The organism is Shewanella sp. KT0246, from assembly GCF_019654955.1.
GTDB lineage: Bacteria > Pseudomonadota > Gammaproteobacteria > Enterobacterales > Shewanellaceae > Shewanella > Shewanella goraebulensis.
Map to the genome: position 1 here is coordinate 107,209 of NZ_BPEV01000009.1, position 24,129 is coordinate 131,337.

Here is a 24,129-nt window from a genome sequence, read left to right on the forward strand (position 1 = left end):
AACTTTTATTGTATTCGGGTTAATTCGACTATGAGTAAGGTCTTTCATTGAGTTTAGTAGCTCATTATTTACATAAATGGAAATTAAGGCTGGGTATCCTGTTAGCCTTATTGTGTTTATGGCCGCTTCAAACTTGGCTTGTGTCCTACCTTGCAACAAGCGCACTAACGCCTTACGAGATCAATTTATCGCTTCCCCTTTCAGACAAGCTCAATCAAGAATATGGTTTAACACCAACAAGTCATGTTGCAAACGTTTTTGTGAGTGGCAGTTTTTCTGACTGGCACAGTGACGATCCCTTTTATCGGATGCAGCCTTCTGGTAAAAACCAGTGGCACTATCAACTCCCATTACACCCTGGAGATATTGAATATAAATTGGTGTTAGAGATAGAAGGACATACTGATGCGATTTGGATTTTAGACCCCAATAACCCTAATACAGCCGTGAACCCTTGGGGGGATAAAAACTCTCTTATTGAAATAGCTGACTGGCCAAAGATTGCTGTGATTAGTCGACTGTTAACGCTGGCAGTTATAGGCGCATTTTTATTGTATTGCTTGTTAGAGCCATTGTTGTACTGGTTACTGCATTTAAAGATGCCTCTTTACCGCAAATTGATGCTGTCGAATGTGCTGATTTTAATCTGTATCCAAATCATCTTCTTCAGCTACCAATTACATCAAAACAGACAGCTCATTAAACTCAGCATCAGTGATACATTACATAATATGCACTTGGTATTAGCCAGTAACCATATTGATTTTAATGACTTAAATAACCAAAAGCAGCAAATAGACAATGCTATTGATCAATTTTTTGCACAAGCAACGACTCGAATTGATAAAAAGCAAACCAGCCTATTTCAAATTACTTTATCTGACTTTGCCGTATTAGATAAAAATGGCGAGTTAATTTCACTGCATCACCGCCAGCAAAATCAATCAATTCAGTTACACCGAGCACAAAAGCTTGGATTTAATAACACTCATGATTACTTCATCAAAGGCATGTGGGCCAACCTCATTCCCGAAGCAAAAGAAAACGCCCTTAACGGACAGTTAGTCACCGCCAAACGTCCTGCAGGAATACGCCATGTTGAAACTAATAAGACACGCCAAAGTGAATGGGTATTGGGTTTTAGCCAAGTGATGCAACCGATTATGTCCCGTGGTCAGCTGCAAGGGTTTTACGGTGGTTCTATGCAAGTTAAGCTTTACGGTGCAGAGCTTCTAAACACCTTATTATTTCAGCTATTGTTACTGTCTGGCGTGCTTAGTTTAGCCAGTTGGTTATTGATGAGTGTTGGGAAGATCGTTACTGCGGATATTCTTACCTTAACCAATTGGACTCAAAAAATAGTCAAAGGCGACCTAACCCAGAAGCTCAACCTCAATAGCCAAGATGAAATCCAACAGCTTGGTGATAATTTTGAAATCATGCGACAGTCGTTGGCAGATAGTTTTCATAAAATTGAGCAGCAAAACAGTAACCTCTTTAATGAGGCTTATTTCAATAATCTCACCGGCTTACCTAACCGGAAAAAACTCTATGCAGATCTCAAGCAGTATCAAGCCAGCTCATTGTTAGTTTTCAGCATTACTGATTTTGACGAAATTAATGATTTTTATGGTGTAACAACCGGTGATGCTATTATTCAAAAGGTGGCTAGTAGTCTCGAAATGAATGCAGTTCCACACAGTTTATATAAAACTGGGGCTGATGAATTTGTGGTTTTGGTTGTCAGCAAGTTTAATGATCAACAGCTACAAGACTTAGCCGAGCAGTTAATCGAGCATGTTACCCATCAAGCGATTGTGATTGATGAAAACGAACTCTACATTACCTTAAGCGCTGGAGGTGCCCATTGTATCAACGAGCTGTATTCTCAGTTACACCAACATGCTGACTTAGCCAGACGTATTGCAAGGCGACATTACCAACACTACCGTTTATTTACAGCTGACATGTCTAACCCTCAGGCTTTTGAAGCTAATATGCATCAAAGTCGTTTATTGGTTTCAGCAGTACAAAATAACCTAGTAACCCCTTATGTGCAGCTAATCAAACCACTTTCAAAAAATGACACCCCTAAAAGTGAAAACCATGTAATAAGTGCCAACCCCAAATTCGAATGTTTAATGCGTATTTGCTTAGCTAATGGCAAAGTGCTGACACCAGCTCAGTTTATGCAGACAGCAGTGCGTTCGCGTCTTTACCCTAGGATGATGAAAGTAATGCTCGAGAAGTCATTTTCATTATTTAACTCAACACCTTATGAGTTTTCAGTCAATATATCTCTTGAAGATATTGCTGATCCAGAACGGATAGCAACATTAGTTACGCTGCTAAAAAGCTACCCTGAAACAGCCACAAGATTGACCTTTGAACTGCTAGAAAGTGAAGAAATCACCAATTACGATTTAGTCCACGATTTTATCAGCAAGGTAAAACCCTATGGCTGTAAAATTGCCATCGATGACTTTGGCGCAGGTTACTCTAATTTTGTGCATTTAATGAGATTAGACATCGATATTATTAAAATAGATGGCTCACTTATTCGCTATTTAGATAAAGATGAAAAAGCTCAGTATTTAGTTGCGACTGTGACAGATTTTGCTAAAAAAATGGGTATTGAAACCGTTGCGGAATTTGTAGATTCAGAGCAAGTTCTTGAGCAAGTAAAACAATATAAGATTGATTATGCCCAAGGCTTTTTACTAGGTAAGCCTGCACCTTCTATAGAAGCGGCATTGGCGTCTCAAGAGACAGAGACATCTTAGACGTTCGATGTTTATGTACTTGTAGCTATACCCCTCTTGTTTTACATCCCCCATACATTTACACATAATAAAGGCCACGATATTTCGTGGCCTTTATTTTTAAGCAATTCGTAAATTAGTTTTTGAATAAGCAACTAAGCAACTTTAGACTCAGTAGCTTAAAACTAGAAATGATTAAACTAACTCAGCGAGCATAGCGTCATCATAAGCAGTTAATTCACGCCCATCACGAACTTTAGCGACGTAATCTGGATTAGCAATAAAAGCGCGTCCAATAGCCAATAAATCAAATTGATTATTATCAATTGCATCGCTACCCGTTTGGGCGGTGTAACTTCCCACACCAACAATCGTTTGATTATATTGCTGACGTAAATAACTTGAGGCTTGGCCACCTAAATAATCAAATTCCATAGCATCATCAAATATCCCTAAGTGAATAAATGCTAAATTGCGCGGTTCTAGTTGCTTTAATAAGCTATCAAATACTGCGCGGTCACGGTTGTCTGGTTTCATATTAAAATAGGCGCCCGGAGATAAACGAATCGCTGTTCTATCACTACCAATTTTCTCGATAATCGCATCGATAACTTCAACAGCAAAACGTGTCATATTTTCTGGGGTTTCGCCGTACTCATCGCTGCGGTTATTACATGAATAATGTAAGAACTGATCGATTAGGTAGCCATTTGCACCATGGATTTCAACTCCATCAAAACCCGCTTCTATTGCATTGTCAGCTGCAGAGGCATAGTCAGCTACTAGCGAAGCGATATCTTCAATTGTCGCTGCTTTAGGTTGCTGATATGTCAAATCTCTATTACGTGGAATAGTGCCTTCAATTCCTATATTTGATGCTGATAACACTTCACCGTTTTCTTCACCGAAAAAGAACGGGTGAGCAACGCGGCCCGTATGCCATAGCTGGGCAAAAATCTTCCCGCCTTTTTCGTGTACAGCTTGAGTCACTAGTTTCCAGCCGTCTATTTGCGCTTGAGTATAAAGACCCGGTGTATTGACGTAACCTTGGCCGTCAGGACGAATAATGGTGGCTTCACTAATGATTAAACCAGCATCTGCGCGGCGAGCATAGTAGTCAGCCATCGTTTGAGTGGGGACTAAATCATCGTCAGCCATACAACGTGTGAGTGGCGCCATTAAGATTTTATTATTTAGAGTAAGTGTGTCATTAAGTTTATAAGGGGTAAATAACGTGGCAGGCATTGGCATAGTACTTCCTTGAAATAGCGATTCGCTGTTATTTAAAAACTTAAGCTGACCGTATAATTTAGCTTAAGTTTGTCATTGTTAATGTAATAGATGGGGTCGAATAATCCATATTCAATAAAGAACAAAAAAGCGACTCACAAGTAGTCGCCTTATTTTTACTCAGCAGTTATTTACTGTATAGGTAGTTACTGTAAAGATAGTTACTGTATAGATAGTTACTAGGCAGTATTAACTTAGTCATTAGGTACGTTGTAAATAAAAAATAGTGCTACATTAGACTAAATTTTTTTGAGCATACACACGCTCACCTAATGAGTTAAGAATTTTACATTCACCATCAAGTACAGCAATGATTGATTTCCCCACCCTAAACTCATTGGGAAGCATTACCCTTCCCGTCTCGCTCACATCTAAACCTGTTAGTACTATATTTTTCATTAACAGGCCTACTGGCGCTTCATAAAATAATACTGTTACCGTCGCTTTATTATCTTCATTGGTGCTGGCGGGTTCTTGACTCTCTTTTGTCATATTTTCACTCTCTTACCGATGCTAACTACATGCTTACGATATGGTTTTTATAACTCTCGTATCAGTCTAGACGAATATTGAAACTTATACCTCATTCTGGCAATCAATATCTTACACAAATTTAACAGCATCTATGGTAAATTAAACTCACTAATCCTCTATCGGCTGATCTGCATCAACTGCAGTGCCTATATAGACTAAACAGCTGCGATTATTTTTGTTAGAATCAGCGGCAATTTTCGACATTAAAAACGAGATCAAGATGGGAAGAGCATACCAAAACCGCAAAGAATCTATGGCAAAAACTGCCGGCCAAAAGACGCGTATTTACTCGCGCTACGGTAAAGAAATATACGTTTGTGCCAAAAATGGTGGTGTTGATCCTGATGGTAACTTAGCGCTTCGTAGCTTAATTACCCGCGCCAAAAAAGACCAAGTACCGACTCACGTTATTGAACGTGCCATTGAAAAAGCCAGAGGTGGTGGTGGCGAAGATTACGACACTGCTCGTTATGAAGGTTTTGGTCCTGGTGGCTGTTCTGTCATCGTTGATTGCTTAACTGACAACGTTAAACGTACCTTTACTGAAGTGCGTCAAGCATTCGTTAAAAACGACGCTAAATTAGGCGGTCCGGGGACTGTTGCGCATAGCTTTGATCATCAAGCAGTATTTGTATTTGCTGGTGAAGACGATGAAGCCATTTTAGAATTATTGATGATGGCTGATGTTGATGTTACTGACGTAGAACTAGAAGACGGTATGATCAGCGTATTCGCACCAATTACAGAATTTAACAAGGTCCGTGTCGCATTAACTGACGATAATGCTGATATCAACTTTGAAGTTGAGCACATCACCTTTGTGCCACAAGCAATGACTGAAGTGACAGGTGAAGATGTTGAAACCTTCGACAAGTTCATTAATGCTCTAGAAGATTGTGACGATGTACAAAACGTTTATCACAATGCTGAAATCAACGATTAATTCGTTTATTTACGGCAATAAAAAACGCAGTCAATTGACTGCGTTTTTTTATACGTTAATTAACGTAACTCGCTTACTTTAAATCCATTTCTTGAACTTTTTCATGAGCGATTTCAGGCGTTGTTACTTTTGGCTTATTGTGCAAATCAGCTTTAAGTTGTCCTTTACGATGCTTTAGTGCTGCATCGAGTTTTTTGCCTGCACTTGAAAGTGCTGGATACATAACAGGGTCTGAGGCTTTTGCGGCTATACGACTTCCTTCATAATTTGTCGTGATTTCAACTTCAAATTCGCCGTGTTCTTTTGAGATGATAATATCGAGCGATATTAACGTAGGGAAATGGCTGGCAATTTTAGTGAACTTTGCGCTAACGTCTTCTTTTACAGTATCTGTAACATCAACATGGTGACCTGAAAGATTTATTTTCATAGATAACTTATCCTTTAATAATATAGCCTTGCTATATACTTCACTTTCTAGCAGATATTTATTCTTACATAAGTAGATTTTGGGGCGTTTGTTCTAGATCACAAGGGTAGTTGTATAAATTATTGTTAACTTTACAAACAAACTATCTGCTTTTCATACGTATGTCATTTACGTGCTTTACAGCTTTAGTATAGACATAAAACTCCAACAAAATCTGCAACTTTTGTCGTCTTTACGGTGAAATTGTATTTATTGTCATTTTTCAAACAATTAAGCCCATATTTCGTTTGTTTTTCATCCTGTTGATTCTCTGTTTTATTCGTTGTCCTATTAAATAATCTCAATTCGGGATAATAAATGCATATCAGACTGCTATTTTCACCGTTAACAGTGTTGAGATTACTTGCAATAGAGCCGCTATTGACGCGTAAATTAGCCTTGTTATCAGTGCAAAGCTCTTTTTTAATGTAGGCGTTTGAATATTAGCTATTTAAATTTTTTCGCTCATATCTTAACTCTGGCTGAGGTTAAAAAATAATAAAAGCAATCATCAGAGCAACAAAGCTGTACAAATATCAATCAAAGCAGCTCTCTCTGCTAGGTCATCAATACCCATTTTTAATCAAAAGTTAACGGCTTTTATCTCTTTAAAGCCAAAAAAGCCCAAGTTTAACTTGGGCTTTTGCGAATACTCACGTTAACTATCCGTTCAAATTACCGCATCTAGTTAATAGTCTGGGTTGCTGGATGTGATTACTGATTCAAACTACCAAAGCCCTTTAGCTTTAATTTTACTGGCACGTTGAAGTTGGGTATTAAGTTGTTTTACTTGTGATTGGTCTGCCCCCGGCTCTTCACCTGACAAGGCCTGATAACCATTAGCCAAGTTTTGACTCATTTGATCAGATAAACTGTTCATTTGCTTTTTAACGCTATTAAATGCCGACAATAAGCTTTGTTGGTTAGCACTAATGGCGTTAAGTAATTCAACATTGTGATCATCTAGTCTTGTTTCAATTGCCGCTAAATTCGATTCGAAAGAGCTAATATCAGGAGAGCTAGCAACAGATGAGTCTGTGATAAGTGAATGAGCAGCTGATTGTACTTTTAGCTCTGCCAGAAGTTGCTCATTTTGAGCCTGAAATTGACACAACTGGGCTGAAAACTGACTAGTAAGAAGCTCACTTAACTGCTCGATTAAATGCCCATGCTTCGCTTCAGTTTCAATCTTTGCTTTTGCATCTATATCAGCTTGCTCTTGCTGCCTAGTTTGTTGCTGCTTTGCGAGCATTTTTTCAAACTTCAGCCATTGGCTATCATCAAGTACCGCTATAGCAGGAGCCTCAACAATAGACATTTGAGTTCCGCAAGTTAACTCATCATCGAACGATGATATTTGCTGAGTAATTCGCTTTGCATTAACACCATTTGGGCGATATTGCTCACTGACAAGTTTTGGTAACTCTGGCGACAACTGATGCAAATACAAACCAGACAAATAAATGTCACGATGAAAAATGCTGCGCCTTTGCTGGGCGATATCTTTTTCATCGCTGCGTTCTTTCTCACTGACTTGCCAAGCACGCAGATTCTCTATGGCGTAACCATGCTGTTCATGAAGTTCTGGCGCTAAATTAAAAGTACATTGGATACGCATACACTTTACCTATTAAGCAGCTGCAGAGTCATCAGTATTTACGTCATCACTTTCAGCAGCGTGATAACAACAAATCTCACGCGATAAAGCTTCTTGAGGTTTTGCAAGCAACACTATTTTTTCGCCAAGGCTTGGGTATGCTTCATGCACAGCAGCTTCGATTAGTGTTGCTCCACCGCCAACTAAATAAACACGATTAGGGTTACGCATAAAGGTTTTCGCTTCATAGGCAATGGCATTGCCTAGCTCTTCGATTTTATGCTCGATACGCTCAAGTACCCAATCCACTTTGGTTAAGTCGTTAATCACTTCACACGCAAACTCACGGTTATGACGATTCTTAATCAATTCGTTCGCCACAAGGTAACTTGCATCGCTGTCAGCTGCCGCTAAGGCTTTTCTGGCCGTATCAGTTACCATAGACACACCTATCGTTGCATTACCGTATACGCTTGATACATCATCGAACTCACCAACAATCACCCCCATATCGAGAGTCGTTCCACCAACATCAATAACTAATGATTTAGTAAAGGCATTAATGCCCGAATCCACTAATGTGGTTAATACTGCTGGTAGACTTTCTGGCAAGACTTCTACATCTACAATGTCAAATAAGTCGCCTTTGTTGAGCGAGATTTCACGCAATAAGTTAGCCTTCTTACGCTCAATGTTAGCTTCGTTCTTTTGGCAATCGTCTGCGTTGTAATATTCAGTAATGGGTAAGGTTACTAAAATACTAACGGGGCAAGGTTTGATGCCTGTTTGTAATAGCGCGTGATGCACTGAAAGTAGATTTAAATCATCATACTGATATGCGACGTGAGTAGTGGATAAGGCTCTGTCAGATGTGGCATCAAAAGTGTATTTTGTTGAGCCAATTTGGTAGTTAAAAATCTTCTTTCCATTGAGTAATGCTGCACTCTTCCAATCTTTACGAAAAGAATTTGGCGAAGTGACACAATGCACCTTTTCGTCTTTTATCCAGCTAATTTTAACATTGGTAGAACCATCATCGATGGCGAATTTCATTTTTGCAGTAGTCATATCTCAGATCTTAACGTCGCAATTTAAAAGTATGCAGCATCAAGGCGACAGTAAGTGGTAACAACTGAAATGAAAAGCCAATTAAATTTTAGTGAAACTCGAATAGCTGACCGATTATTAAATTTAGAAAATGGTGAATCTGATACAAAGATGGCAATTAAGGTTGTTAAAGATAATGGCTAAAATCACTAATGAGTGAGCACAATGAATATTAACTATAATTTCTAACTATACATATACATGCCACAGAAAACATAAAGCAATATTAATCATAACCTTGCATTATTGGCTATATTTTTGCTTATATTGCAGTTCTATTGGAAATCATAAGGGATAAATATGGATATCAGTAATATTGTCATCGTCGCTATAGTTTTTTTCGCCATCTTTGGGGCAGACTTTTTCAAATATCGTTTACGGATGAAACAACTTGAAGCCAAAATAGATAGCAGTGATAAGATGAAATTGGTAGATGAAGTCAAAAGTATGAAACATCGTTTAGTGATTTTGGAAAAAATTGTGACTGATAAAGGTTATGAATTAAATGAAGAAATTAATAAACTGAAAGATTAAGCTACAAGCTAAAGGCTGCCCGATTGGCAGCCCTTCGATACATCAATCTCTAAAGTTATTAAACTGAAAAGGCTGGCCCAATTCAGACTCTTTTGCCAAGCGCATGACTGCTTGTAAATCATCACGCTTCTTACCGGTAACCCGCACAGAGTCGCCTTGAATAGATGACTGCACTTTTAACTTGCTGTCTTTAATCTGTTTAACCAACTTTTTAGCAATCAGGGTATCGATACCTTGTTTGAAGTTCACTTTCAAACTGAAGGTTTTACCACTATGCACTGACTTTTCGTCAACATCCATTGCTGATGGTTCAACATTACGTTTACTTAACTGAATGCGTAAGATATCCACTAACTGACGACATTGAAAATCATCCTCAGCTTTTAAGGTCACTGTATGATCTTTATGTTCAATCTCAGCTTCTTTACCACGAAAGTCGAAACGACCTGCAAGTTCTCGGCGTGAATTCTCAACAGCATTACGTAATTCAACTTCATCGACTTCTGAAACGATGTCCATTGATGGCATAGTTATTCTCCCATTTAATCATTGTGCTAATAATACCATTTTAACAGGAAGCGCAAACCCTCCATAAAATAGAAAACATTAATTAACTGGAATTTAATGACTTTACCCGCGGCTTTTTTTATCATTGTTTCACTCAGACGATATTGCATCAGGTTAAGTAAACGACAACATGAAATTAAAATTATTTTTCACTGCTGCATTTGCTTTAGCTATTCTTGTTGTCAGTTATCTTGTTTTCTCAAAACCGAACTATCCCATTACTTTTAATAACATGGACAAAGTAGGCCATATTCTGAGTTTTTTCGGGTTAGCTTTTTTAGCCTACTTCGCTTTTAAACCTAAATGGTATTGGATGTGCTCGGTACTGACTTTTTACGCAATATTGATTGAGGTAATTCAATCTCAAATCCCTTATCGCAGTGCTTCTTTGGCTGATGTCGTCGCAGATGTATTTGGCATTGCTTTATTTTATATGTTCTTGTTTATATTTAGAAAGTATCAAGCGGCTAAGTTATTCCCTAAATCGTCATCAAAAGCGAGTAACTGATGAGTTCAAAACTGGTTCCTCCTGCTCAAAAGGCTTCTAACCAAAGCTCTCTTAACAAAAGCGCATCTAACCAAAGTGCACCCAATATTGTCATCGTCGGTGCTGGTGCTATTGGCATGCTGATTTATCATCAGCTGACTCACGCTACTTCCCTTAACAACACGCCATCAAAACCTACTAAACCTCTTTTACTCGGTCGAAATTTCTGTTTATCGACAACTGACATTCAAACTCAATCGCTGACTGTTGAAACGTTTTCTGATGACTCATTAATAAATGACACCATAGTTCAGCCTTGCTTGGTTAATAATCTCAGTGCTGTCACATCTGAACAGTTATCGAATATTGAGTTGGTTATTATGTGCGTAAAGTCTTATCAGGTGAATGATGCTGTTGCAGCGCTCATTGATAAACTACCCAGTAAAGTTACCTTGTTATTGCTACACAATGGATTGGGACCACACCTCCAGGTCATTAAGCTTATTGAAACCCATCAACGTGACGATATCTGTTTATATCTTGGAACGACTTCTCAAGCCGCATTAAAGGTAGGGCAACTGCACGTTCGTCAAACTGGCACAGGTAAAACTGTTATTGGCAAAATCCGCGGAGCGGCAATATCACAGCAATTGGAATCAATACTATTAAGTACAATTCCAAATAGTGAGACTCACTCAAATATCTTGCTCGGTTTATGGCAAAAGCTCATAGTCAATTGCGCCATCAACCCACTCACTGCAATCGAGCAGTGTAACAACGGTCAACTCGCACAAGCGCAATACCAAGATCGAATCAATGCTATTGCCACTGAGTGCATTGAAGTAGCAAAGGCTGCAGGAGTTCAGCTTTCGCTAACAGAGTCTCTCAGTACCATTTATAACGTTATTCAGCTCACAGCCAATAACTTTTCTTCCATGTACCAAGATGTAAAACATCAACGCACCACTGAAATTAAGCAAATTAATGGCTTTGTTACAATGCAGGCAAAACGTCATAATATAAACGTTCCTGTAAATCAGCATATGTTTGAAAAAATATCCTCATTAACAACTTATAAAGGTAAGCATTCTTCAAACAAAATTACCATTGAATGACAACTAATATACTCTTAAAAACTAATCAATTGTATGAAATTTAAAACTTTATAGAATGTAACACTGAACGATTATAGAATAAACGAAAGTAGTTTCTCCTATATTTTATATAAGAAAGGAAATCTAAATGTTCAAAAAATTTTTCATCGGGAATGACATTGAAAAACTCACTAAAAAAATTGAAGAGTTAACCAGTGCGACCGAAAGTCTTACCAATACGATTAATCGGCTAGAAAAAAACTTACCTAGGAGTAGTGAATCATCTAAAAAGCTGAGCCCCCCGAAAAAAGCTAGTGGTTTATCAATTGCAGTTTTAGGAACTCGAGGCCATGGGCAGAAACATATTGCAGCCTTTACAAAATTAAAAGGATGCTATATTTCCTACATTTGTGATGTTGATAGTAAACAAGGAAAAGCTGCGGTAGAGAAAATATTTGAACTCACCGGATACCGTCCAAAATTCGTTCAAGATTTCAGGGAAATGCTAAAAGATGACACGGTCGACTGTGTAAGTATTGCAACCCCGCACCATTGGCACGCGAAAGCAACAATTTTAGCTCTTCAAGCTGGTAAGCATGTTTATGTTGAAAAACCTGTAACTCACACTTATTCAGAAAAACATGCCATCTTAGCTGCTGCCAAAAAATACGAAAAAATTGTACAAACAGGTACACAGCTTCGTTCTAATACTTCCCTCGCTGCTGCAGGACAATATATGCGAGAAGGTAAGTTAGGAGATATTGAAGTCGTCCACTGTATAGTCCATAAAGATCGCCCACCTACTCCTGTAGTTAATGTAAGTAAAATACCTTCGACTGTAGATTATGATATCTGGTGTGGTCCAGCCCAAAAAGATGAAGTAACCAGAAGTAAATTCCACTATCATTGGCATTGGCTATGGCAATTTGGCAATGGGGCACTAGGAAATAATGGCATTCACAGGATTGATGCTGCAAGAATAGCGCTTGATCTCAAAGGCTATGGTGATCTTGTTTTCAGTTGCGGTGGACGTTACGGACCATCAGATGCTGGAGAAACTCCAAATAATATGTTAACGGTGCATAAATTTGGAAAGACTTGGGTTCTACAAGACATTTTAGGTTTAGCTCCCAAAGCTTTTAAGGGAATGGAGAATGCTGTAATTTTTTACGGAACCAAAGGAAAGATCGTTTATAAATCTGGCTACGCAGCAATCTGTGATGATAACTATAAAGAAGTTGAACGTTTTGAAGGAAAACAACTTAACCATTATTATAACTTTTTAGAAGCTGTAAGGGCAAAAGATCAAAAAGTCGCTCGTGGCCCTCTAGAGCAAGGGTTATTATCTGGCGACTTATGCCACCTCGGTAACATTTCGTACCGGATAGGAGAGATGACCGATTTTGCATCTGTAAAAGAAGAGTTAGTAAATATTAATGCCCCACAATTCGTAAGTCAAAGGCTCGATGCCCTTATGGAAAACTTAATTGAAAACCAAGTGAAGCAAGAAATAGTTAAGGGGCAAACTTTATACCTATCTGAAAATGATATAAACCCAATACTTGAGAACTCTTCGGCTTCAAAACTTTTAGATGGCTATCATAGAAAAGGCTTTGAATTACCAGCACCTGAAGATGTTTAAAGTTGTAAAAATCGACTCTATGAAATTTTATAATATGTATTAAGCCATGTTTAAAGCCCTCTTAGGGCTTTAAACTTTTATAGAGAGTGCCATAAGCTAATACTCTCATTACACAACCTACTTTAATCTTTATAACTCAATGAATAGTAAATTTCCTTCTAGCTTACCCTTCATAATAATGCTATTTAATAAAAAAACTCTAGGCTGTTATATAGGGGCTTCATTGCTTACAGTATTAAGCATTGTCTATTTTGATCGAAGCATTGCCGAATTTATGCATCAACAAAGTCGATCAAATTTGATGTTTGAAGGCTTTTCTAAAATACCTCTGATGCTCGAAATAATTGCGGCAACGATTGTGCTTATGAGTTTCAGCAAGCGCTATCAGACTAGGCTATTTCATATTCGGCAGATCATTATTTTGCTGGCCATTTTCGCTAGCATCATTCGAGTTGGCGCCAAAGTATTATTCGGTCGCACTTGGCCTGAGACTTGGACTAACGATAACCTTTCATGGATTAGCCATGGCGTGGAAAGCTTTCACCCCTTTTCACTTTCCAATAGCTTTCACTCTTTTCCATCAGGGCACGCATTACTTACTTTCGCTTTTGCCAGTTTGTTTTGGTATTTCACACCTCAATTTAGGTTGTTGTGGATATTTTGCATGGCTGCTGTCATCATCGGTCAACTCGGGCAAAATTATCACTTTTTAGGCGATTTACTGGCTGGGGCAGCCATTGGAACATTGGTCTGCCAGCTCACAATTAATGGCTATGTTCACTATTTCCTGGCACAAAAAAAGGCTCAAAATTGAGCCTTCTCATTCAATGATGCGTTTAAATATCGATACCAAAACCGACAATAAATTGGTAATCATTTTCCTTAGGTGTGTTCCCGTCTGAATCAGGTTGTGGGCTGCCAGTATGGTCCCAAACAAACGATAAATCTAAATCGAACATATCTGTCAGTTCAATCTCTAGCGTCGCTAAAGCATGGTGTGTGTAACCACCTGAATCGTCATTACCGTACTGGACTCGATATGAAGTAACAAAATCAATATCACTGGTTATTTCAGTATCATAAACAGTTTCAACTACCACTGTTGCTGAGCTGCTGTCTGTATCAACGCCATCCTCAACATTATTAAACTTTGTGTAGGTATACGCTGGGCCGCCTGAAATACTCCATTCAGTTTTAGCATTATCAATAATGTTATAACCTAAACCCGAACCTAAGGTGAGTTTATATTCGATGTTCAAAAACTTGTCAGTATAGATTTCAGCGAATATTGGTCTTAAATAGAATTGCTTAGATAAGAACCAATCAAAATTGGTATTGATACGATTGTTGTTAATCTTCTCTTCATCGTCAGATTTTGAATAATTTCCAATATAATCAAAATTGAAACGAGATTCGGTGGTACGGCGAACCGTTTTCGCTATAGCACTGTAATCGATTTGATCAGTATTACCTGAGCGAAAGTTTGCCCCTAAGGAAATTTTACTCGACCAGTAATTCGACTCTTTTTGCTCACCGGCAATAATCGTTAATATTTGGCTGCGATCATACTGCTGCCCATCGATATACATAATGCCGTCTTTAACCAGCAACTGACCACTGTGAGTAGATAAATCTAAAAAACCAATACTCACAACACCAGCACTTTGCAGTACTTTTACATCTTCCCAATCAATAAAAATTGTATCCAGTTCATCACTTTCGAATTCTAATTTATCGTCATATAAGTTTTTGATTTCGCCTTTTAACAGCTCTAACGAAGTGAATTGCAGCCAATCGTATTTGCTATCTTGAGGTAGGCTTAGCTGTTCAGGAGTGAAGGACGTTTTAACGATTGCAGACTCATCAAGAGCCGCCTTTGAAACAATTGAAGTTTGAGCTGTGGGGGTTCCTGTGTCTTCAAGGATTTCTTCTTCTGAAATTGTCGCTGCGAGCACATTTGAGCTAAGTAATAATGACAAACTTGCACAACTCAACGCGGTGCTCCACTTAGTGACTATTGGCGACGTGACTATTGGCGACGTTTTTTTGCGCGCGAAACGATGAGCAACCAGATCCATAAAACTCTCCCTGAATAATGATGTCTTGGTTCTACCTTCGCCAGTATAGTATGAAAAAACAACAAATTGAAATCACTATTAGCCATTACCCCCTTATTGATTTTAATGCCAATTATTTGAGACATTCTCTATGTCCACATAACTAGAATGGCCGCGACAGCAATTAATACTAAACCGAATACTTCATTCATTTTTATTTTTTGTTTAAGCCAAAAAACACTGATCAACATGGTAAAAAACACTTCAATCTGGCCTAAAGTTTTGACGTATGGAACCGCTTGTAACGACATGGCACTAAACCAACCAATTGATGCGATACAACTACAAATACTTATGAGTAATGTCAGTCGAGGCCTCTGCCATAATGCCAATAAGGTGATGCGGTCTTTTATGCTTAAATATGTCACTAATATCAGCGTTTGTAGACCTATCACTGATAGCAACACCCAAGCCGCTCTATGGGTAAAAGGGATAGCATCAACTACGCCTGTATCTGCAATCAACAATAAACTTGCTTCTCTGACCCAAAGAGAAGTAAAAGCAAACGCGACACCACTGCCTAAGCCTAATAGTATGGTATTGAGTGATAACCGTTTAACGCCGCGCTGAGTGCTCAGTAACATCACTGCTACTGCGCCAATAATCACCCCAATCCAACCCAGTAAACTCAAGCTAGTGCCAAAAAACAACACCCCCAAAATAGCAGCGACTAGCGCTTCGCTTTTAGCAAGCCCAGCCCCTACCGCGAAGTTTTTTAATTGAAACAATTTAACCATCAATCCTGTTGCCAGTATTTGCATTAATGATGCGCCAATCACAAAGCCATAAAACTGATAACTAAACTTTGGGAGTTCGCTAGGTTGGATTTGATAGAGGCTAAATAAATAGATCGCAGCAATAGGGCCAGCCCAAATAAAGCGTGCGAGTGTGACACCACTGACTTTAACTTGCTGGCTTAGCTCGCTTTGAAATGCATTTCGCCAAGACTGCATAAAAGCGGCAAGTATCGTAAGTGCTATCCACATTAATGATGCCCAATAATTCTGAGATTTGAGGCCTATAACCTATCACATTGAGCCATATGATACGGGGAAAGTTTGAGCTATTTATGTTTGTTGGTTATGAAAAATATTGCGAGGTTCAGCGTTTAGAAGCCACCAGCTCCGCTTAAATAAAAAAACCAGCTGGGAACCCAACTGGCTTTTGCAATAAAGTACTAATCACACGTAACTTAGTCTCAAATTAAAGCTCTAATAAACAGACATTATCACTGTATGACTCATCTGTTTTAGTTAACCGCAGTCACAGTCAAAACGGGTGAGCTAGTGCTAGGGCCTGTCACAGTAAAGCGATAAGTTCCCGCAGTTGCCACGTCAAACAACATGTTAGCGCCTTTTGAAGCTAAGGTTTTCATGTCACCTTCAATGACCGCTTCTTCACCTGCAATCGCACCTAAGTCGACAGTTGACCAATCGCCAGTAGCAATCTTGAACTCGGCATTACCCGCCTCAAGCGCGATATCCACACTGTAAACTGACGAGCCTTGATAACTCAGAGCATCAACTTCACCCCAGCCATTCATACCGCCACGAATATACACAGTGTTACCAGCAAACATATCGGTTTTGTTGACGGTTAACACAGGCTCTGAGCGATTACTCATATCAAACGTGAAGGTGTACATTTCTTCCGTTTCAAAGTTAAGGCTCATATTGGTGCCTGAAACGGCTAACGCTTTTGCAGTTCCCAAAGTCACTGCGCCATTATCATCTAAACTTCCGTAATCAACCGTAGACCAGTCACTAGAAGCCACTTTGAACTCATGATTTGCAGCTGAGACTAGGATTTCAGCTTGATAAATACTACCACCCATGTATACCAGCTCATTGGTTTCGCCCCAACCATTCATGCCACCACGAACATACACACTGGTGCCAACAAATGGCTCTTCGTTATATACCGTTAGCACTGGGTTATCTTTATCTGCTGCATTGAGTGAAAATACGTAAGTTGCATCAATTGCGGCTGTAAAGCTTAAGTTAGCGCCACTTGCTGCAAGTTGCTCGGCCACATCTTCATCTACACCGGCTTCAGCATCCGATACACCACCAAAATCAACGGTGCTCCAATCAGCAGAGGCAATCTTAAAGTCATAACCACCAGCTGCTAGAGTAATCGCGACGCGATATTCGCCATTTCCAATATAGGTAAAGCTATCAACTTCGCCCCAACCGTTCATGCCGCCACGAACAAACACCTCTGTGCTACCGTAAGGTACAACATCTGGCACCCCCGCAGTCGCGTCTGCACTTAAACCAGTACCTTGTGCATCACCTTGGTTTTTAACAAAAACTGCGGTGGTGTATGCAGGCACAGTAAAGGTACCTTCACCCTCGCCTTCACTAAAGTTAGCGTTTTGTACTGTTGAATCAACAGACATTGACAGTGTTGGATGTAAACTGAAACCTGCAGCTGTAGACACAGTATGAGATTGCTCATTTTCACTGCCGTTAATCATTACCACCATGGCATCAACTGTTGGGTCGATATCCACCAACCCAGCACCATCATCAACACTCATGACAATCACGCCTTGGGTTTGGTTTGTACCAATATTATGGAAACCAACACGGTCAAGAATGTCTTGTTCTGTTGTTAAGCGCAGTAATGGGCTTGTTTTACGGATGGACAAGAACTCATTAAAGACGTTTGAAGCAAACTCTATTTCAGACATAGATGGCGCTGAATTAGGGTTACCAGCAAGCTCAATAATTTGATCCATTTTTTCTGCGTTGTCTTGCTCTAACGGAAGGCCAACATTCCAGTTGTTACTTCCCTTAGTAAAGTCGACCCAATTAAACCAATCTCCTGAGTCATAGGTGTTACGGTCTAATGATTTAGAGCGCAACATGTCGCCACCCATTTGTAAAAATGGAATACCTTGGCTCATTAATGGAATTGTTGCGGCGATATTTTGCACTCGTACACGGCTATCCAACGATAAACCAATGTCGTTTGAGTACTGCAGAATATCCCATAAGGTTTCGTTATCATGCTTTGATACGTAGTTAATACTATCAGCAGGGTCTAACGCATACGCAGTAGGTTGTGAGTTCCAGCTAAAGCTGCTCCCCGTTGCGGTATTGCCGTTAAAGTCTTTAAGTACGTAATTTTGTAAGTTACCCGCCATTGATAAACGTAAGGTATCTTGATCGCGCAGGTAGTCATCTTTCTGTTCTAAAGCAAATAAAGCTCCGCCTCGAACGGCTTCACGAATACGGTCATTGTATGTACCGACTTCACTGCCTGCCATATTGGCTTGAACAGCTTGCTCAAATAAGCGATTGTCAGCAACTTCACCAAAGTTCCAGCCTTCACCGTAAAAGTAGTTATCAGCATCAACAGCTTGAACTGCTTCACGAGCGGCTAAAATACTGCTCTTAGGCATATGGCCCATGACATCAAAACGGAAACCATCAAAACCATATTGCTCAGCTAAAATAACCATAGAGTCAGTAACAAATTTGTCCATCATACGGTGTTCAGTCGCCGTATTATCACAACAAGTTGATGACTCAATATTGCCGGTAATTTCGTTATAGCGATGGTAATAGCCTGGTACCACTTTATCGAGTACCGAGTTATCCCAAAGCCCAGATGAACTGGTATGGTTATACACCACATCTAGCACTACGCGCAGGCCTAAACCATGCAGTGCTTGGTTCATTTCACGTAACTCTTTAACGCGGGCAATACCATCGGCATCACTGGCATAACTGCCTTCAGGTGCAATAAAGTGCTGAGGATCATAACCCCAGTTAAAGCTGTCATAACCGCGCATAGCATTAACGAGTGCTTGCGCATCTTTTGAGCCCGGCAATGTCCCTTCAAGAATAGATTGAATCGTCGCTGACTTATCTTGAGTCACACACGCGTCTGCGTTGTCTTCAATCTTGTCACACAAGGTGCCTAAGGTATCTGTGATATCAACGCGTTCAGCTGGATCTTCATTAATGGTGGCTATATCAGTTAATGGCAATAAGTGAAAATGAGTCACGCCACTTTCTGCAAGCTTACGTAGATGCTCTAAAGGAACACTGCCATCTTCAGTAAAGGCTAAATATTTACCGCGATTGGCTTCTGAAGTACTCTCATCACGTGCACTAAAGTCACGAACATGCCCTTCGTAAATCACAATATCTTCTGGGTTGGCAACCGTCATCACTTCGTGGTCATCCCAACCATCAGGCTTTAAGTCATCATCACTTAAGTTAATAAACTGACTGTAGCGGCCATTTGTAGAGACATTGAGCGAATATGGATCTGTAGACTCTAACGTTTCAATCGTTTTGGTGACTGGATGAAATACCATTAACTCATAACGATAATACATTCTATCTAAGCTCATATCACCGCTAAATGACCATATACCGGTCTCAGCATCTAACGTCATAGCTTCGGTATTGGTTAGATTTTTAGCAGCATCATAAACTTTTAAATTAACCGTTTGCGCAGTAGGAGCCCACACTTTGGCCATGATATTACTGCCATCATAAATGATACCTAAATCAGCTTCATCAGCATCGCTTTCGCCTGAGGTATATAGTGCATCAAGCACTTTAGCCACCTGTACATGGCTCGCTGCTACAGGCTTGTTATCGCCATCATACGCTGCCATCACTAATTGATTTTTAGCAATCATTTTAGCTTCTTCAGCACTGAAGTCCGCTTCATAGGCTGGCCAATCTGCTAAATGTGGTACTAATGCTTTTTGTTCATCAGTAAGTTCACTGGACATCACTTCAACTTGTGTACCAGTAATATTGCCATCATTGTCTGCAGCAATACCTGCTGAATCAGAATGATGAATGACAAATTTTGCAATTCCATCTGGGTCTTCATTCCACACAAAAGTGTTTTGATCTAGCCAATGCGCACTCGCTCCTGCAATAGAAAAGCCAACGTCTAAAATTGGATAATCATAAACATCACTTTCACCATGAATGGTAAAGTTAGTGCGGTTAAAGTTGGCCTCAGCCTCACCTTCTTCAGCTAGCACTTTAAGGTTCATGACTAAATCACCATCACCTAAAGCTTTACCAGAACCTTCTGTACCAATGTGAATAATAAAGTTGGCACATTCGCCATAACCTTCTTTGAGGTTAATAATCCAATACGCTCCATAGTTAGGATCAATACCATCAAACGAATGACCATTCGCCCAATCGGTTGAATCAAATGGCGCGGCATAACTATCACAAGTATCGTTATTCCAAGTATGTAACTTATAACCTGGGTAATTGGTATTTGAGTCGCTATTGTTCTTATCTTTAATGCGGTTGTAATACAATACTGCTTGGTTTTCGCCAGCATAAACCACTGGTTCAGGAAGCTCAGGGTTGTAACCCACAATACAACTTTCATTTTTAGCATCTGGAAATTTAGGTGCAGGGCAACTTAACGGCGGCGGCGGGACACACTCAGTACCTGCAGCATTTGGTATATTCGGCACGTTACATGTTAATAGTACTTCACCTGGCTCAGATGAATCCCCACCACCACAACCAGCGAGCGTAGCTAAGCTTGCTGCTACAGCTGATAACTTTATGACTCTAGAAATACTCATCATGAGTGACTTCTCCCCATAGAATGTTGAATTAATTGCGTCATCAGTTTGTTGTTTTTAATTTGATGACCCATCACTCGAATTAACGTTAAGTTGTTTTTATAATTGTGTTTACATGGCATAAGTGAACCCCAAATAGTATTCACGGCCAAAATATTGGATCGTGCCGGTTTTGTTTTCGGTGCCAAAGTAACTCTTAGTGGGCTCATCAGTTAAATTATTCACTTGGAACAACACCCCTAAACCATCAGTCACTTGGTATGATGCTTGGTAATCAAGTACCGTCTCACCATCAAAGTTCACTACCTGCTCGTTAATTGCCACTTGCTCAGACACGAAATCGTCACGGAAACGGCCACTTAAACGAGTTTCAAAACCTTCGTAGGAATAAAACAGCGTGGCACTAACCACATTGTTAGAAAGCCCAGGTAAATCTTGAGTTGTTGTATCGCCACCAAGATTGGTAATCGACTGTACTTCAGACTCGGTGTAAGAGTAGCTGGCGTTAAAACCAAGACCAGACCAGCCAGCAGGTAATGAGGCAAACACTTGGGTGTAAGCTAATTCAAGACCACGAATATAACCGCCTTCGGCATTGTTTACTGCTGTAGTGTAAGTGCCATTAGTGGTTTCAATTTGCTCACCGCTGTCTTCGTCAATAATGTAGTCAGGGACGTTAAAACCGTTGCCTTTAAAATCGAAGTTTTCAATGGCGACAGTATCAATAAATGAATCAATATCTTTGTAGAAAAGGGCTGCAACTAGCGCACCTTCATCAAAGTAATATTCATAAGATATGTCGTATTGATTAGCATAAAACGGCATTAAAAATGGGTTATTGGTGCTCGAACCATTTATTTCACCATCATCAGAAACGGATGCACTAATATCACCCGCAAGACGGTTAATCGGAGGACGAGACATGACCTTCGCTGCTGCAAAACGAACTTGCGAGTCATCTGATACTTTGAAATTTAAGTTAATTGATGGCAGGTAATCGGTGTAATCCACACCCTGAATTGTTTGGGCATAGTTTTGGTTAATAATGCCAATTTCATCGGTAATGTTTTGTGCGCCTAATTCTGGGTCACCTTCAACATTTTGCAGCATCGTTGCTGATTGATCGGTATTGACGACTCGAACACCAAAGTTACCTGTAATCGGTAAGCCACCAATTTCGGTATCGATGTTTGCCATCACATAACCAGAAAGCACCTCTTCATAAACATCGCCACTTTGTAGCACCGACCACGAATAGTTAGTGGTGTAGCCTTTCGGGTCAATTACGCCACCAGCATTACCCCAAGTTTGCACTGGATCTGGTGTGCCATCAGGGAACCATGCATTGAGTGCTTTATCTAAATCAATCGCAAGATAAGATGGAAAGTACGAGAAGTCGCCTTCCCAATCAACCACTGTAGCCATGTCGTCTGTGAGTTTTAAAGGTGGCTCTGATTTAGAAAATGCGCCATCGTTACCGTATTCAAATACCGAGCGGTCATTTGAATAAGTTCTATCAGAATAACGTGCTCCAAACTCAACACTCGAGATAAAGTCATTATCTAACTCATAGGTAAAATCAACGCGATAAGCTTTAACTTCATCTTCATTTTCAAATGGGTAAATACCGTATTTACTGACCATCACTCGATCAATATCAGAAAATGCATCAGCTTGATTAAAGCCGACATCAGGTAAGTCTAAACCATTTAATAAGTAGCTTACCGATACATTTTCATCAAAAATAGGGCTATCGGCATTAGCATCAACGGCAACATTTGACCACAACAGTCCATTTCTGAAATCACTTTTAGCCGCAGATAAAGACACATCAACATTCACATTTAAACGGTCGGTTACCTGCCAATCACCGTTAATACCAAAACTATCAACTTCATCAAAGTCTTGGTTATCATCGTTGACAATTTCTACACGGGTATAGCTTTTCGAGGTTCGGTTAAATGTGCCACCGATGACAGAGTTACCGTCATAAGTTGGGTTTGATACGCTAGCACTTGAGCCACCAAATTTTGTTCTAAATCCACGAGCAAATGATTCACTATCAAAGCGTGACATAAAGGCATCGGCTTTTAAAACAAAGTTATCGACAGGTGCCCATTCAACGGCAGCCATATAACCGTTACGCGTTTCAACACCACCTAAATGTTGAACCTCAAAACCTTCGCTGATGTACTCATTCGCTGGGTTATCTTCTGGGCCATTGGTGTCGCCATCAATACCATCAACATCTTTAGAGTCATTGTAAGCAAGGCCAATAAATTGCGTTGCCACGCTTGGTTGCTCAAGGCGAGCATACCCAACTGCAACACCTAAGGTATCTTCTAAAAACTTACCTTGATAAGAAAAACTTAAACGGTGACCAAACTCTTCAGCACCATAAACTTCATCGGCGCGATCGTTATACATACCACGGACATTGGCGGTAAAGTTGTGCTGTTTTTCTTTGCTTAATGGGCTGACAGTCGTGAGCTCAACAGTACCTGCGACACCACCTTCAATAAGTGAGGCTTTCGGTGATTTATAAACGGCTGCCGAACTGATTAATTCTGAAGGGTATTGATCAAACTCAATACTGCGTGAACCACTAGTGGATACTTGTTCACGCCCGTTTAAGGTTGAAAAAACAAACCCACCTGACATACCACGAATATTAATTTCAGCGGCTTGACCACCTGTACGTACAGCTGAAATACCAGGAAGGCGAGTTAGTGCATCCGCCATAGAAACATCAGGCAGCGCTCCTAAATCATCAGCTGAAAGTTGTTCTGAAACGGTATCCCCATAACGTTTTGAATTCAGTGAATCAATCAAGCTACGGCTATAACCGGTGACATTGATACGCTCAATACCAGTGTCGTCATCTGCTTCTTGTTCGTTTTCAGCTAACACATTGGTTGGCGCAGTGGTTTCAGTTGCATCAACTTCTACATCTGCTGTTGATGGCTGAATGGTTTGCGTTTTAACTTCTTCAGCCGCAAATGCGTGATTAGGAGTTAAGATAAAACTGACTCCTGCTGCCGCTAGCGCTAGCGATAAAACACTAGGTTTACAATTGAACATTGAGTTTCCCCTCACCTTACTGACTTTATAGTCACCCAACATTCAGTTATACGACTCAGACTAATGGAATATCAGGCATTATTATTTTTCTATACTAGTCATGGATAAGTATTAGCCTCAATTTATTGCATACGTATTCATAACATTTGATTAACAACCTGCGTTATCAAATTACACCTAAGCGAATGAAATAGCGCATAAAAAATGCTCAAATAAAAATGCAAAGGTATTTTTACATCTAGGCTAGTCGTTAAATATCTAAGCTTTAGTAGATTTCAGCAGTCACTTAGGTAAAATGCTTGTTCAGCTAAAAATGTC

Annotated in this window: 17 protein-coding genes; 7 read left to right on the top strand and 10 right to left on the bottom strand. The window is 39.8% G+C overall.

Annotated elements, in window-relative coordinates; genetic code table 11:
* Nucleotides 1–47 precede the first annotated feature (47 nt).
* A complete protein-coding gene (locus tag K5Q58_RS06330; RefSeq protein WP_220753111.1) occupies nucleotides 48–2,783 on the top strand; it encodes an EAL domain-containing protein in 2,736 nt (911 codons plus the stop codon).
* A 174-nt stretch (nucleotides 2,784–2,957) separates the two neighbouring features.
* On the opposite strand, the gene K5Q58_RS06335 is transcribed toward K5Q58_RS06330, so the two are convergent.
* Nucleotides 2,958–4,007: an alkene reductase gene (locus K5Q58_RS06335; protein WP_220753134.1), complete on the bottom strand. Its 1,050-nt coding sequence runs from the start codon at nucleotides 4,005–4,007 to the stop codon at nucleotides 2,958–2,960.
* 279 nt (nucleotides 4,008–4,286) lie between these two features.
* The gene (locus K5Q58_RS06340) at nucleotides 4,287–4,544 is read right to left on the bottom strand and encodes a TIGR02922 family protein (RefSeq protein ID WP_220753112.1); all 258 of its coding nucleotides are present in this window, start codon (nucleotides 4,542–4,544) and stop codon (nucleotides 4,287–4,289) included.
* Between the two features lie 262 nt (nucleotides 4,545–4,806).
* On the opposite strand from K5Q58_RS06340, the gene K5Q58_RS06345 reads away from it, so the two are divergent.
* The gene (locus K5Q58_RS06345; protein ID WP_220753113.1) at nucleotides 4,807–5,529 is read left to right on the top strand and encodes a YebC/PmpR family DNA-binding transcriptional regulator; all 723 of its coding nucleotides are present in this window, start codon (nucleotides 4,807–4,809) and stop codon (nucleotides 5,527–5,529) included.
* Nucleotides 5,530–5,602: 73 nt separating this feature from the next.
* On the opposite strand, the gene hpf is transcribed toward K5Q58_RS06345, so the two are convergent.
* The 3 genes from hpf to parM form a co-directional block, all read right to left on the bottom strand.
* A complete protein-coding gene (gene hpf / locus K5Q58_RS06350; protein WP_153913346.1) occupies nucleotides 5,603–5,959 on the bottom strand; it encodes a ribosome hibernation-promoting factor, HPF/YfiA family in 357 nt (118 codons plus the stop codon).
* A gap of 766 nt (nucleotides 5,960–6,725) precedes the next feature.
* Nucleotides 6,726–7,616, bottom strand: a complete 891-nt coding sequence (locus tag K5Q58_RS06355; RefSeq protein WP_220753114.1) for a hypothetical protein — start codon at nucleotides 7,614–7,616, stop codon at nucleotides 6,726–6,728.
* A gap of 12 nt (nucleotides 7,617–7,628) precedes the next feature.
* Nucleotides 7,629–8,663 (bottom strand): plasmid segregation protein ParM domain-containing protein, encoded by a 1,035-nt coding sequence (gene parM / locus K5Q58_RS06360; RefSeq protein WP_220753115.1) that lies wholly within the window; start codon nucleotides 8,661–8,663, stop codon nucleotides 7,629–7,631.
* A 339-nt stretch (nucleotides 8,664–9,002) separates the two neighbouring features.
* Between parM and K5Q58_RS06365 the strand changes: the two genes are divergently transcribed.
* On the top strand, nucleotides 9,003–9,236 hold the full coding sequence (locus K5Q58_RS06365) for a hypothetical protein (protein ID WP_220753116.1): 234 nt from the start codon (nucleotides 9,003–9,005) through the stop codon (nucleotides 9,234–9,236).
* Nucleotides 9,237–9,278: 42 nt separating this feature from the next.
* Here K5Q58_RS06365 and K5Q58_RS06370 read toward each other — a convergent pair whose 3' ends face one another.
* The gene (locus K5Q58_RS06370; RefSeq protein WP_220753117.1) at nucleotides 9,279–9,764 is read right to left on the bottom strand and encodes a YajQ family cyclic di-GMP-binding protein; all 486 of its coding nucleotides are present in this window, start codon (nucleotides 9,762–9,764) and stop codon (nucleotides 9,279–9,281) included.
* 169 nt (nucleotides 9,765–9,933) lie between these two features.
* Between K5Q58_RS06370 and K5Q58_RS06375 the strand changes: the two genes are divergently transcribed.
* The 4 genes from K5Q58_RS06375 to K5Q58_RS06390 all read left to right on the top strand — a co-directional run bounded on the left by K5Q58_RS06375 (nucleotide 9,934) and on the right by K5Q58_RS06390 (nucleotide 13,840).
* A complete protein-coding gene (locus tag K5Q58_RS06375; protein ID WP_220753118.1) occupies nucleotides 9,934–10,311 on the top strand; it encodes a VanZ family protein in 378 nt (125 codons plus the stop codon).
* Entirely contained in the window at nucleotides 10,311–11,405 is a 1,095-nt protein-coding gene (locus K5Q58_RS06380; protein ID WP_220753119.1) for a ketopantoate reductase family protein, read from the top strand. The genes K5Q58_RS06375 and K5Q58_RS06380 overlap by 1 nt, the downstream gene beginning before the upstream one ends.
* 127 nt (nucleotides 11,406–11,532) lie before the next feature.
* Nucleotides 11,533–13,026: a Gfo/Idh/MocA family protein gene (locus K5Q58_RS06385; RefSeq protein WP_220753120.1), complete on the top strand. Its 1,494-nt coding sequence runs from the start codon at nucleotides 11,533–11,535 to the stop codon at nucleotides 13,024–13,026.
* A 223-nt stretch (nucleotides 13,027–13,249) separates the two neighbouring features.
* Entirely contained in the window at nucleotides 13,250–13,840 is a 591-nt protein-coding gene (locus K5Q58_RS06390) for a phosphatase PAP2 family protein (protein WP_220753121.1), read from the top strand.
* A gap of 22 nt (nucleotides 13,841–13,862) precedes the next feature.
* On the opposite strand, the gene K5Q58_RS06395 is transcribed toward K5Q58_RS06390, so the two are convergent.
* The 4 genes from K5Q58_RS06395 to K5Q58_RS06410 form a co-directional block, all read right to left on the bottom strand.
* On the bottom strand, nucleotides 13,863–15,104 hold the full coding sequence (locus tag K5Q58_RS06395; RefSeq protein ID WP_220753122.1) for a YdiY family protein: 1,242 nt from the start codon (nucleotides 15,102–15,104) through the stop codon (nucleotides 13,863–13,865).
* A gap of 128 nt (nucleotides 15,105–15,232) precedes the next feature.
* On the bottom strand, nucleotides 15,233–16,129 hold the full coding sequence (locus tag K5Q58_RS06400; RefSeq protein ID WP_220753123.1) for a DMT family transporter: 897 nt from the start codon (nucleotides 16,127–16,129) through the stop codon (nucleotides 15,233–15,235).
* A 263-nt stretch (nucleotides 16,130–16,392) separates the two neighbouring features.
* Nucleotides 16,393–20,733 (bottom strand): alpha-1,6-glucosidase domain-containing protein, encoded by a 4,341-nt coding sequence (locus tag K5Q58_RS06405; RefSeq protein ID WP_220753124.1) that lies wholly within the window; start codon nucleotides 20,731–20,733, stop codon nucleotides 16,393–16,395.
* Between the two features lie 108 nt (nucleotides 20,734–20,841).
* On the bottom strand, nucleotides 20,842–23,811 hold the full coding sequence (locus K5Q58_RS06410; protein ID WP_220753125.1) for a TonB-dependent receptor: 2,970 nt from the start codon (nucleotides 23,809–23,811) through the stop codon (nucleotides 20,842–20,844).
* Nucleotides 23,812–24,129: the final 318 nt, after the last annotated feature.

Coding starts and splice junctions, on each gene's coding strand:
- K5Q58_RS06335 (WP_220753134.1), bottom strand. CDS start 4,007: ATGCCTGCCACGTTATTTACCCCTTATAAACTTAATGACACACTTACT.
- K5Q58_RS06340 (WP_220753112.1), bottom strand. CDS start 4,544: ATGACAAAAGAGAGTCAAGAACCCGCCAGCACCAATGAAGATAATAAA.
- K5Q58_RS06345 (WP_220753113.1), top strand. CDS start 4,807: ATGGGAAGAGCATACCAAAACCGCAAAGAATCTATGGCAAAAACTGCC.
- hpf (WP_153913346.1), bottom strand. CDS start 5,959: ATGAAAATAAATCTTTCAGGTCACCATGTTGATGTTACAGATACTGTA.
- K5Q58_RS06355 (WP_220753114.1), bottom strand. CDS start 7,616: ATGCGTATCCAATGTACTTTTAATTTAGCGCCAGAACTTCATGAACAG.
- parM (WP_220753115.1), bottom strand. CDS start 8,663: ATGACTACTGCAAAAATGAAATTCGCCATCGATGATGGTTCTACCAAT.
- K5Q58_RS06365 (WP_220753116.1), top strand. CDS start 9,003: ATGGATATCAGTAATATTGTCATCGTCGCTATAGTTTTTTTCGCCATC.
- K5Q58_RS06370 (WP_220753117.1), bottom strand. CDS start 9,764: ATGCCATCAATGGACATCGTTTCAGAAGTCGATGAAGTTGAATTACGT.
- K5Q58_RS06375 (WP_220753118.1), top strand. CDS start 9,934: ATGAAATTAAAATTATTTTTCACTGCTGCATTTGCTTTAGCTATTCTT.
- K5Q58_RS06380 (WP_220753119.1), top strand. CDS start 10,311: ATGAGTTCAAAACTGGTTCCTCCTGCTCAAAAGGCTTCTAACCAAAGC.
- K5Q58_RS06385 (WP_220753120.1), top strand. CDS start 11,533: ATGTTCAAAAAATTTTTCATCGGGAATGACATTGAAAAACTCACTAAA.
- K5Q58_RS06395 (WP_220753122.1), bottom strand. CDS start 15,104: ATGGATCTGGTTGCTCATCGTTTCGCGCGCAAAAAAACGTCGCCAATA.
- K5Q58_RS06400 (WP_220753123.1), bottom strand. CDS start 16,129: ATGTGGATAGCACTTACGATACTTGCCGCTTTTATGCAGTCTTGGCGA.
- K5Q58_RS06405 (WP_220753124.1), bottom strand. CDS start 20,733: ATGATGAGTATTTCTAGAGTCATAAAGTTATCAGCTGTAGCAGCAAGC.
- K5Q58_RS06410 (WP_220753125.1), bottom strand. CDS start 23,811: ATGTTCAATTGTAAACCTAGTGTTTTATCGCTAGCGCTAGCGGCAGCA.